The organism is Bremerella sp. P1, from assembly GCF_028748185.1.
Taxonomy (GTDB): domain Bacteria; phylum Planctomycetota; class Planctomycetia; order Pirellulales; family Pirellulaceae; genus Bremerella.
On the sequence record NZ_CP118164.1, the window covers coordinates 4180015 to 4191072 of the forward strand.

General features: G+C 56.0%; 9 protein-coding genes. 5 read left to right on the plus strand and 4 right to left on the minus strand.

Translation table 11 applies throughout. The annotated features are described in order from the left end of the window. Positions 1-6: 6 nt before the first annotated feature. Together PSR63_RS17595 and dxr are read right to left on the minus strand one after the other, a co-directional pair. A complete protein-coding gene (locus PSR63_RS17595) occupies positions 7-2109 on the minus strand; it encodes a site-2 protease family protein (RefSeq protein WP_274326989.1) in 2103 nt (700 codons plus the stop codon). Then, positions 2055-3272 (minus strand): 1-deoxy-D-xylulose-5-phosphate reductoisomerase, encoded by a 1218-nt coding sequence (gene dxr / locus PSR63_RS17600; RefSeq protein ID WP_274326990.1) that lies wholly within the window; start codon positions 3270-3272, stop codon positions 2055-2057. Before dxr ends, PSR63_RS17595 begins: the two co-directional genes overlap by 55 nt. A gap of 190 nt (positions 3273-3462) precedes the next feature. On the opposite strand from dxr, the gene cmk reads away from it, so the two are divergent. The 5 genes from cmk to PSR63_RS17625 all read left to right on the plus strand — a co-directional run bounded on the left by cmk (position 3463) and on the right by PSR63_RS17625 (position 8746). Beyond that, a complete protein-coding gene (gene cmk / locus PSR63_RS17605; protein ID WP_274326991.1) occupies positions 3463-4116 on the plus strand; it encodes a (d)CMP kinase in 654 nt (217 codons plus the stop codon). Next, positions 4109-4810, plus strand: coding sequence for a lysophospholipid acyltransferase family protein (locus PSR63_RS17610; RefSeq protein ID WP_274326992.1), 702 nt, complete (start codon positions 4109-4111; stop codon positions 4808-4810). The genes cmk and PSR63_RS17610 overlap by 8 nt, the downstream gene beginning before the upstream one ends. A 274-nt stretch (positions 4811-5084) precedes the next feature. Next, the gene (locus tag PSR63_RS17615) at positions 5085-6890 is read left to right on the plus strand and encodes a 30S ribosomal protein S1 (protein ID WP_274326993.1); all 1806 of its coding nucleotides are present in this window, start codon (positions 5085-5087) and stop codon (positions 6888-6890) included. A gap of 311 nt (positions 6891-7201) precedes the next feature. Then, complete coding sequence (locus PSR63_RS17620; RefSeq protein ID WP_144975769.1) at positions 7202-8101, plus strand: sigma-70 family RNA polymerase sigma factor; 900 nt, start codon at positions 7202-7204, stop codon at positions 8099-8101. A gap of 123 nt (positions 8102-8224) precedes the next feature. Then, complete coding sequence (locus tag PSR63_RS17625) at positions 8225-8746, plus strand: adenine phosphoribosyltransferase (protein WP_338000650.1); 522 nt, start codon at positions 8225-8227, stop codon at positions 8744-8746. Between the two features lie 3 nt (positions 8747-8749). Here the strand turns inward: PSR63_RS17625 and egtB are convergent, their stop codons facing one another. Beyond that, complete coding sequence (gene egtB / locus PSR63_RS17630; RefSeq protein WP_274326994.1) at positions 8750-10018, minus strand: ergothioneine biosynthesis protein EgtB; 1269 nt, start codon at positions 10016-10018, stop codon at positions 8750-8752. 39 nt (positions 10019-10057) lie between these two features. Next, positions 10058-11041: an L-histidine N(alpha)-methyltransferase gene (gene egtD / locus PSR63_RS17635; protein WP_274326995.1), complete on the minus strand. Its 984-nt coding sequence runs from the start codon at positions 11039-11041 to the stop codon at positions 10058-10060. Positions 11042-11058 lie beyond the last annotated feature (17 nt).

Genomic DNA, 11058 nt, shown 5'->3' on the forward strand with positions numbered 1-11058 from the left:
AGCGCACTATCCCCACGGGAAGAAGCGATTGATGTCGAGGAAAATGACCGTCACCATTAAGGTCAGCACCATGGCCAGACCCAGATAGGTAAGTCGGAGCATCCACTTCTCGTTCATCGCCTTGCCGCGGATTCCTTCGTACAGCAGGAACATCATGTGTCCGCCGTCGAGAACTGGAATCGGCAGGAAGTTCACCACCGCCAGGTTGGCACTGATCAGTGTCAGGAACGTCAACAGGCGGGAGATACCACGCGATGATTCCGCCGTAGCGACGTACAGAATGGTACCCGGACCACCGAGGCCGCTGATCTGCATCTCGCCGGAGAAAATCTTCCGCAGAACGACGATGACTTGATTCATCCCTTCGCCCACTTCACGAACGCCCAGGTAAAGCGAATCGCCGAGGCTGGTGGCGTATTGAATCTTCTCTTCGACGTCAAAGCGGAGATAACGGCTTTGCAGCATATCGGTCTTCGATGGCGTGCTGCCAACGGAAACGTTTTCCGGCGAGCCGGTGTCTTTCTTCTTCACCGTCAGCACCATGTCCGTATCGGGATGGGCGACTTGCAGCGTCCATTGAACGGCCTGCCACGCGATCTCGTCCGTCTTCACTTTGACGTCCTTGACGCCGATCTTCATTTCTTCGTTTACTTCCTTGGCGGCATCAGTGGTGCCTTGGAAGCCGACGATCAGAACTTCGTCACCTGCGGCCAGACCGGCCTCGGCTGCCGAGCTTTCCGGAAGAACTTCCGCGATCGTTGTGGTCAGATCAAAGGTCAGACCCAAGGTTTGCAGGCCGATTTCGTAGCCTGGCATGTATTCCGAAGAGAAGCCTTGCGGAACGACCGTCTCGATCGACTTTGTCTCTTCTTTACCGTCGCGCTCGATGACGACTTCGATCGTTTCACCAGCCCACTTGGTTTCGCGGCTTGGAAGCGTGTAGCCATCGCCCAGGGGCTCTCCGTTGAGCGAGACAAGCTTGTCGCCCACTTTGATGCCAGCCTTTTCGGCCGGCGAGCCCGAACGTATGCCGCGGACAGGGCTGATTTCCATGATCAGACCGGTCTCGCGATAAGGTACGGTGGGGATTTCGACTTCGACGTCTTCGGTTGCTTCACTGTCCGTGTCGATCTTCCGCTCAAGCTTGAGCTTCAGCGCGTCGTACGGATGATTGGCAACATACTTCTGATAGTCGAGAAAGTTGGCGATTGGTTCGTCGTTAATGCCGACGAGATTATCGCCGGGCTTCAGTTTGTCAGCGACTTCACTGCCAAAGATCATGCCCATCAACTTAGGGGCGACGACCATCTTGGTCGTGTACATGGGGGCCACGCCGATCGTCGGGCGCTGGGCATCCTTGTAGGTATTCTTCGGAACGATATCGATGACTTCCTGCTCGCCATTGGTACGCTTCACGACAAACGGCATTGCCTTGTCGTCGCCGTTCATGATGATCTGCAGGGTCATGTCCTTGTCGAAACGCAGGTCCTTGCGAACCTTGCCTTCCGAGTTCAGACCGACGATTTCATCACCAGGATTGAGCCCTGCTTCCCAGGCCGGCGAGCCAGGCTGAACCCAACTGATTTGGGCCGGAATGTAGGGGACGCCCATGTTGTAGGCGATCGCGGCAAAGATCACACCGAAGATCAGGTTGAAGACCACGCCAGCGGAAATGATGGCCATCCGCTGCGGAACGCTCTTGGCGGTGTAGCTACGTGGATTGACGACCTCCTTTGCATTCCCTTCTTCGTCGACCGTTTCGATCATGGTCGACGCCGATTCGTCTTCGGCGTTGTTGGGATTGTCGTCTTGTCCCAGCATCTTGACGTAGCCACCTAGCGGGATCGTACCGATACCGTATTCGGTTTCGCCCCACTGCTTCTTCCAGAGGGCTGAAATCGTCCACGGGCCGATGGTGATCGGCACGTCGAAACCAACATAAAACTTATCGCAGCGCACGCCACAAGCTTTGGCTACCAGGAAGTGCCCCAGCTCGTGCACGAAAATAACGATGCCCAAGCCGATGATGCCCTGCATGAAGGCCCAAATGCCACCTAAGTATTGGAGCAGGCTTGGTCCTTCGCTTGCCGCAAACAGCAAGTGATCCACTTGATAGACTCCTCTCGGGCCCAAGCATCAAGCTCGAGCAGCCGGGTTAATTCTGGGTTTGATTCAAACGGGTGTTCGTCCAATATGTGGCGACATACCCGGTAAATGTCTACGAAACGAATTTTACCTTCTAAAAACTGCTGCACGGCCACTTCATTGGCCGCATTCAGTACAGCTCCGCACGTTCCTCCACGCTCAGCGACTTCTTTTCCTAGCTTAAGGGCGGGAAAACGCTCGTAATCGGGGGGCTCGAATTCGAGGGAAAAGGCGGTCGTCAGGTCGAGCTGCTTGGCGGGACACTCCGTACGCTCCGGATAGGTCATCGCCAGCTGGATGGGCATCCGCATGTCCGGAGGGCTCATCTGGGCAACCATCGAGCCATCAACGAACTCTACGATCGAATGGACGATCGACTGAGGATGGACCACCACGTCGATTTGGTCGACCGTCAAATCGAATAGCCACTTGGCTTCGATCAACTCGAGGGCCTTGTTCATCATGGTGGCCGAATCGACGGTAATCTTGGGTCCCATCTTCCAGGTCGGATGATCGAGCGCCTCGTCCGCGGTTACCTCTAACAGTTGCTTCTGGGTGAACTTACGAAAAGGTCCGCCCGATGCGGTGAGGATTACTTTGCGAACGTCGGTTTCACGACCTGCCATCAATGCCTGGAAAATTGCACTGTGTTCGCTGTCGACCGGTAGGATTTCGGCACCCGACTCTTCGGCCATCTTCGTGGCCAGGTGACCAGCGACGACCAGGGTTTCCTTGTTGGCCAGTGCCACGCGTTTACCAGCAGCGATCGCGGCGAACGTTCCTTCCAGTCCGGCCCTGCCAACGATGGCCGAAACAATAATATCGGCTTCGCTGTGGGCGGCCACTTCCTGCAGACCAGCAGTACCGGTCAGCAGAGTTGTTTCCGGAGGAAGCTTCGACCAATCAAACGCCTCGGCAGCGGCCTCGTCACTGGCCACGACGTACTTCGGTATATGCTCGATGGCGGCCTGCAACAGGTCGTCAAGGCGGCCGTGTGCCGTCAGAGCAAAGGGCTTGAAGGCACCCTTACTGGCTCGAATGACATCCAGCGTGCTGCATCCGATGCTCCCGGTGGCTCCCAGGACGACGACGTTTTGGCTGGATTTCGAGGACGACGAGCTACGCATGGACCGCTTCTAAACAAGGGTGGCTTCACAACTACGGATTGTTCCAGAATTTCCTGATTCGCGAAAGATTACTGTGGAAAAGGAATTATTGGGTCCTTCGAACAGATTCCGGCTTCCTGCTATAACTGCTTACAAGCAATGAATCACCGTTGACCTATCCATAAACCTAACCAGTTCACGACCTTTTGGCATGATTGTTACCATCGATGGCCCGGCCGGGGCGGGAAAGAGCAGCATTTCTCGGCGGCTGGCAGACGAACTTGGTTTTGAGTTTCTCGACACGGGTGCCATGTATCGGGCCGTGGCCTTGAAGGGCCTGCGGGCCGAAATTGACTGGGACGATACCGATCGCCTGGCTGAGTTCGCGAAATCGGCCTCGATTGATCTTTCTGGAAGTGCCGTGATTCTGGACGGCGAAGACGTCTCGCACGAGATTCGTACCCAGCAAGTTACCGAGGTTACGCGTTACGCAGCCAATAATGTCGGCGTCCGAGAAGAACTTGTCCGTATGCAGCGAGAAATTGCGGACGGCAAAGACATCGTCACCGAGGGCCGCGACCAGGGAACGCTCGTGTTTCCCAACGCAGAATGCAAGATCTTTCTGACCGCTTCTCCCGAAGAACGAGCCCGCCGCCGTGTCGAGGATCTGGCGAACCGCGGTGAAAAGGTCGATTTCGAACTCATTCTTCAGCAGCAAACCAAGCGCGACGAAGAAGATACGCAGCGGGAGGTCGGTCCGCTTCTCAAGGCCGAGGATGCGATCGAAGTGATGACCGATGGCATGACGGAGGTGGAAGTCCTCGAGAAATTGGTCGGTATCGTGCAGCGGTTCCAGCATGCGTGAGCAGAAGCGACGAGAAGCTCGATCGTGGGCTCAGCAGCTCTTGTATAACTTCCTCCGCGTGATCGCTCGGATTGTGGCGGTGGCGTTTTATCGCATCCGCGTTTTTGGCCGCGAAAACTGGCCTGACGAGGGTGGAGCTCTGGTTTGCTCGAACCACCAAGGCTTCCTGGATCCGCCGCTTGTAGGACTTTGCTGCGATCGCCAGCTGAGTTATCTGGCCAAGAAGTCCCTCTTCAAGTTTCCTTTGAAGGGGTTCATTGAATACCTCAATGCCATTCCGGTAAATCGCGCCGGAACGGGGCTCGATGGACTGAAAGAAACGCTGAAACGGCTCCGCAGCGGCGAATTGGTCCTGATTTTTCCGGAGGGAACGCGCAGTGAGAACGGCGAGTTTGGCCAGGTAAAGCCCGGCTTCATCGCTGTTGCTCGGAAAGGAAAAGCTCCGATTGTGCCTGTCACGTTCGACGGGTCGTTCCAAGCATGGCCCAAATGGCAGTTGCTGCCCAGCATTGGCGTTGTCCACGTGATGATCGGGAAGCCCATTACCACGGAAGAAATCGCCCAGATGACCGACGACGAGTTGCAATCAGCGCTTCAGACGCGCATGGATGAGATGTTCCAGGAAGTTCGCTACTCGCGAGCACGTTCGATGAATCCTCGCGTGCACACCACAGATAAGACGCAGTTTGCCTAAACCGACACTTCTTTCGGCAAATATCAAGAATCGATCGGCGTTACCCCACCTTCTGTGGTTGATGGTAAATTGGGGATTTGATATTTTTACGGGTTCTCACTGAATCGAGCGTTATGAAGGGTATAGTGGTTTACCCTGCGCAGGTTCGTTAGTCCCAGCATTTTTGCACTCGAAACACCGCCTCGTGGGATCAGCCTAGCCGCCATTTTACCGTCTTTTGCGGCAGCTTTTATCTCCAGCGATTTCGAGCCCCTCTGGTTCAAAACTTTAAAGCATGGTCAACCGTAATCTCATTCGCAATCTCGAAAGTGACGACACTCTCTTAGCAGAAATTGACAGCTTGGCGTCCGGCACTGAGGACACCTGGCTCGACACGATCGAGCTGGAAGAATCGATCGAAATCAACAAAATCGTCGAGGGACGAATTCTTCGCATGGACGACGAATTTGTGCTCATCGACATCGGCGGGAAGAGCGAAGGTAGCGTTCCCCGCGACGAATGGGATGAAGACGAAGATCCGCCAGAAGTTGGGGCTGTTGTTCGTGTTCTCGTCGAAGACGTCGAAGATGAATTCGGCCGTACCGACGACCCACACGGCATGGTCGCCCTGTCGAAGCGCAAGGCCCGTAAGATCGACGACTGGGAACGGACGATGGAATCCATCGCCGAAGGTCAGGTCGTCAAGGGCGAAGTCACCCGCAAGATCAAGGGTGGTTTGCTTGTCGATATCGGCGTCAACGTGTTCCTGCCGGCCAGCCAGGTCGATATTCGTCGTCCACACGACATCGCCGACTACATCGGCAAGACGGTCGAGTGCGAAGTGCTCAAGATCGACGCCGAACGCCGCAATATCGTGGTCAGCCGCCGTTCGCTCATCGAACGTAAGCGTAAGAGCGATCGCGAATCGCTATTGAAGGAACTGGAAGTCGGCCAAACCCGCAAGGGCGTCGTCAAGAACATCGCCGACTTCGGTGCGTTCGTCGACCTGGGCGGCATCGATGGTCTGTTGCACATCACCGACATGAGCTGGGGACGCATCGGTCATCCGACCGAAATGGTCAACATCGACGACGAAATCGAAGTTCAGATCCTGAACATCGACCACGAACGCGAAAAGATCGCTCTCGGCCTGAAGCAGCTGACCCCAAGTCCATGGGACGGTGTCGAAGAGAAGTACCCAGTTGGCGCCAAGGTCAAGGGCAGCGTCGTCAACGTCATGAGCTACGGTGCTTTCGTCAAGCTGGAAGAAGGCATCGAAGGTCTGGTTCACATTTCCGAAATGTCGTGGACCAAGCGTATCAGCCACCCAAGCGAAATCGTCAACATCAACGACGAAATCGAAGTGGTCATCCTGGGCATCAACAAGGAGAAGCAAGAAATCTCCTTGGGTATGAAGCAAACCCAGTCGAACCCTTGGGAAAACATCAAGGATCGCTACCCAGTCGAATCGGTCGTCAAAGGCCGTGTCCGCAACCTCACCAACTACGGTGCGTTTGTCGAACTGGAAGAAGGCATCGACGGCCTGCTGCACGTCTCGGACATGTCCTGGACTCGCAAGATCGGTCACCCGAGCGAAATGCTCGAAAAGGGCCAGGAAGTCGAGTGCAAGGTCCTCAGCATCGACGAAGAACGTCGTCGTATCGCTCTGGGCTTGAAGCAGCTCGAATCCGATCCATGGGCGACCTCCATTCCTGAGAAGTACCAGCCGAACCAGCTGGTTAAGGGCAAGGTCACCAAGATCACCAACTTTGGTGTCTTCGTCGGTCTGGAAGACGGTCTGGAAGGTCTGCTGCACATCAGCGAGCTGTCGGACGATAAGGTCGAAAACCCCGAAAACGTCGTCAAGGTTGGCGAAGAGATCGAGGTCAAGATCCTGCGTGTCGATACGGAAGATCGCAAGATCGGCCTGTCCCGCAAGCGTGTCCAATGGGCCGAAGACGAAGCTCCGGAAGGTGCCGAAGCTGGTGGCGAAGGCCGATCCGGCTCGCCAGCCCCGAGCGAACTCAAGGGCGGTCTGGGCTCCAGCGGCCCAATGTTCTCGATGCCTGCGGAAGAAGAGAACAAGGAAGAAGACAGCTAACCCGCTGCTTCTACTCAATAGAAATCAAAAAAGCCTCGAAGGAAACTTCGAGGCTTTTTTTGTGGGTTCTTCTGGGCGAAGGGGACCTCTCTTATGGCCCTACATCCGCGCCGATCCGCGTAATCCGCGGTTACCTCAATCCTTCTCCCAAAGGCGTGGCCCTTCTATGTACATCCGCTAGAACCGGAACATCCCGTGCATTGGTGACCGTTTCGCCATGTATCAAAGAAAGTGATAGCACATGGACGATAGCAGTGGTGTGACAGCGTGAAGATTTTCCCCCGCCACGTATCGAAAGCATTGAAGCAGCCATGGCCACGAAGACCAAACGGAGTGAAACGGAATTCGACGATTTCGAATCCGTGCAGAGCCCGCTCGAAACCTATTTGCGTGAAATCAACGAAACCGCTCTCCTCTCCGCTAAGGAAGAGCGTGAACTTGCCACCGCGATTGGAAACGGGGACGTCGCCGCTCGTGATCGGATGGTCCGTGCGAATCTCCGCCTGGTGGTGAACATTGCCCGTGGTTACACCGGCAAAGGCTTGGGCCTGCAAGATCTCATCGAAGAAGGCAACCTCGGACTCTTGCGTGCGGTCGAGGGGTTTGACCCGGCGATGGGAACGCGTTTCAGCACCTACGCCAGCTACTGGATCAAGCAGTCGATCAAGCGAGCTTTGATCAACTGTGCCAAGACGATCCGCATTCCGGCGTACATGGTGGAACTGCTCTCGAAGTGGCGTCGAGCAACCAACCGCCTGACCGAAGAACTCGGTCGTACGCCCACGCCGGAAGAAATCGCTCGCGTACTCGGTCTGCAAAAGAAGAAGCTGCCGATCATCAAGAAGGCGATTCGCATCTACAACAGTACTCCCCAGACCGATCAGACCGACAACGGATGGTCATTGGGCGAGATGGTGACCGACGAACGGCTGAAGAATCCCGAAGAGGAACTGGTCGAACACGACGACCTGAAGCACGTTCGCGAAATGCTCAAAACGATGGATGGCCGCGAATCGACTGTCTTGAAGATGCGTTTCGGCCTGCACGGCGAAGAGCCACACACGCTCAAGGAAATCGGCGAAAAGCTGGGTCTGACCCGCGAACGCGTCCGTCAGATCGAGACGGAAGCTTTGAATCGCCTGGCCGAAGGGCTGCAAGATCCCCGCGAACGGATGCTGGAAGGCCCGATTCGACGCCGAACGCGTCGCTAAATCGGACGAAGAGGACGACCCCCCTCTTCTGCCCATTCTTCCCGCGGCGGCAAAATCCCCGTATATTCAGCACCTGAAACGAATCACGTCTCAGGTGCTTTTTTATTGGCTGGAGAGAGCAGCATGTCGGAAATTGATCTCAAGGCGTACATCCGCGATATCCCGGACTTCCCCAAGCCAGGCATCTTGTTTCGCGACATTACGCCGCTGCTGGCCAATCCGCACGCGTTCAACGAAGCCATCGATCAGATGGCGGCCCACTACGAGGGAAAGAAGATCGACGCGATCGTCGCCGCGGAAGCACGCGGGTTCATCTTCGCCGCTCCCCTGGCGTTGAAGCTGAACTGCGGCTTTGTTCCGGTTCGTAAGCCTGGAAAGCTCCCTTTCGATACCCATGCGTTCCACTACGAACTGGAATACGGTACCGATACGCTGGAAATCCACATCGACGGCGTCCAGCCAGGACAGAACGTCTTGATGGTCGACGATTTGCTCGCCACCGGCGGCACGATGAAGGCCTGCTGTAACCTCGTCGAGAAGATCGGGGCTACTGTCGTGGGCTGCTGCTTCCTGATCCATCTGAAGGCCCTGGAAGGGGAACAGCGGATCGCTCCGTTCGACTCGTTCAGCCTGATCGAATACTAGTCGCTACCTGGCCAAGCGAATTCCGGTGAATTGCCACCGGGCCTCAGGCGGGAAGAAATTGCGATACGTCTTGCGGACGTGACTCTTCGAAGTCGCGCACGATCCGCCTCGCAGTACGTACTGCTGACACATGAACTTACCGTTGTATTCGCCGATGGCTCCTTCCGGTGGCTTGAAGCCAGGGTAGGGGGCATAGCTGCTGCTTGTCCATTCCCACACATCCCCCAGCATCTGACGCAGGCCTTCGGTGCTTTGCGTCGGGGCAGGGTGGAAGAGCCGGGACTCGACGAAATTCCCTTCGACAGCGACGCGTCGACTGGCCGCTTCCCACTCGAACTCGGTTGGCAGGCGACTCTCTTGCCAGCGAGCGAACGCATCGGCCTCGAAAAAACTAACGTGCGTAACGGGACTGGATTCGCTCAAAGGGCGAAGACCGCTGAGCGTGAACTCTTGCCAGGCGTCCTTCTGACGAACCCAATAAAGCGGCGAATCCCACTGCTCGCTCTGGATCGTGTTCCAGCCTAAGGAAAGCCAAAGTTCTGGTCGCTGGTAGCCGCCGTCCTGAACGAACTGAAGGTACTCGCCGTTGGTGACTGGTCTTCCGGCGATTTCCAGCGTCGGGATCAGGGCTTCGTGGCGGGGAGACTCATTGTCATAGGCGAAGTCCATACCTGCGTGGCCAATCTCGACAATCCCACCATCCACTTCGTGCCAAGACTGCGAGGTCACTTCGCCATCAGGCTGTTGGGCGTCCGCACCGTAGGCGGGATACATCGGATTCTGCGCTAGTGCGTGCTTCAGATCGGTCAGCATCAATTCCTGGTGTTGTTGCTCGTGATGCAGTCCGAGCTCCACCAACGGAGCGATCTGCGTCGACTCTTCCGGCGATGCCTCTAGAAGGAGTTGCCCCATGCGGTTGTCGACCTCTCGGCGGTAGGTCATCACCTGAGCCACGGTCGGGCGGGTGAGTAGTCCACGTTTTGGTCGCGGGAATTGCTCGCCGATTCCGTTGTAGTACGAGTTGAAGAGGTACTCGTACATGGGATCGATCGGCTCGTAGTTTCTGGCGAAACGCTTCAGGATGAAGGTCTCGAAGAACCAGGTTGTATGAGCCAGGTGCCAGCGGATTGGACTGGCATCGGGCATCGACTGAACCACGAAGTCTTCGATCTCAAGCGGTTCACACAACACATGCGAGAAGCCACGCACGGCCTCGTACTTTGGCACTAGCAGGCTGCATTTCGAGGCGAGGTCAGATGGAATAGAGGCCATATCAGATTCCTCAATTTCAAAGTGTCTCGACGTCTGACATTATAGGACGACCAGGTGGAGAACGGCGAAGTACTGGTTTTCGTCCGTCCACCAGCGGCGGAGTGTCCAGCCAACTTCCCTGGCCATCTCGGCGAAGCCGTCGATCGTATATTTGTGCGAGTACTCGGTGTGGATTAGTTCGTCTGCTTCGACCTGTACCGTCTGACCATCTAGGAGGATCGTTTGGTCGACGCGACTGCGAAGATAGATTTCGATCCGGCCAAGTTCGGCGTTATAAAACGCGTGATGTTCAAACGCATCGACGTCGATCGTTGCCCCAAGTTCCTTTTGCAGACGATGCAAAAGGTTGAGATTGAACTCGGCCGTGACGCCTTGGTTGTCGTTGTAGGCACGTTCGAGGATCGCTTTATCCTTTCTCAGGTCGACGCCAATAAGTAGTCCTCCCTTCTGGCCGCACATGTGGGCAATGCTTGCCAGTAACTGTTTGGCCTGGTTGGGCCGGAAGTTCCCGATCGTCGATCCGGGAAAGTAAACCGCATCGTGACTCGGACGCTGTTTCGGGTTGGGCAGCGGGAATGGTTTGGTGAAGTCGGCACACACCGGCAAGACTTCAATGTCCGGGTAATCGCCGGAGATCTGGTCGGCCGACTCATGGAGGTGCTCGCGCGAGATGTCGACGGGCACATACGCCACCGGCTTGATCAGGTGATCGAGTAAGTATCTGGTTTTGATACTGCTGCCGCTGCCAAATTCGATCAGCATCACGCCTTCGCCGAGACACTCGCCCATCTCGCCTGCGTATCGCTGCATGATGGCCGTCTCAGTACGTGTCAGGTAGTACTCGTCGGTCTCACAGATTTGGTCGAAAAGCTGAGAGCCTCGCTGATCGTAGAAGTATTTGCAGGGCAGTCGTTTCGGCGTCTGAGACAGGCCTGTTAGGGAGTCGGTTAGAAATCGCTCGTTGGCAAATTGCGTCATGGCTTGTTGGGCGATTGGAGTCGATGAGGAGTGGGGGAGGATCATGAATGCGTCCAGAAATA

Bases quoted from the DNA above. Each gene is read 5' to 3' on its own strand.
- dxr (WP_274326990.1), bottom strand. From the start codon at position 3,272: ATGCGTAGCTCGTCGTCCTCGAAATCCAGCCAAAACGTCGTCGTCCTG.
- cmk (WP_274326991.1), top strand. From the start codon at position 3,463: ATGATTGTTACCATCGATGGCCCGGCCGGGGCGGGAAAGAGCAGCATT.
- PSR63_RS17610 (WP_274326992.1), top strand. From the start codon at position 4,109: ATGCGTGAGCAGAAGCGACGAGAAGCTCGATCGTGGGCTCAGCAGCTC.
- PSR63_RS17615 (WP_274326993.1), top strand. From the start codon at position 5,085: ATGGTCAACCGTAATCTCATTCGCAATCTCGAAAGTGACGACACTCTC.
- PSR63_RS17620 (WP_144975769.1), top strand. From the start codon at position 7,202: ATGGCCACGAAGACCAAACGGAGTGAAACGGAATTCGACGATTTCGAA.
- PSR63_RS17625 (WP_338000650.1), top strand. From the start codon at position 8,225: ATGTCGGAAATTGATCTCAAGGCGTACATCCGCGATATCCCGGACTTC.
- egtB (WP_274326994.1), bottom strand. From the start codon at position 10,018: ATGGCCTCTATTCCATCTGACCTCGCCTCGAAATGCAGCCTGCTAGTG.
- egtD (WP_274326995.1), bottom strand. From the start codon at position 11,041: ATGATCCTCCCCCACTCCTCATCGACTCCAATCGCCCAACAAGCCATG.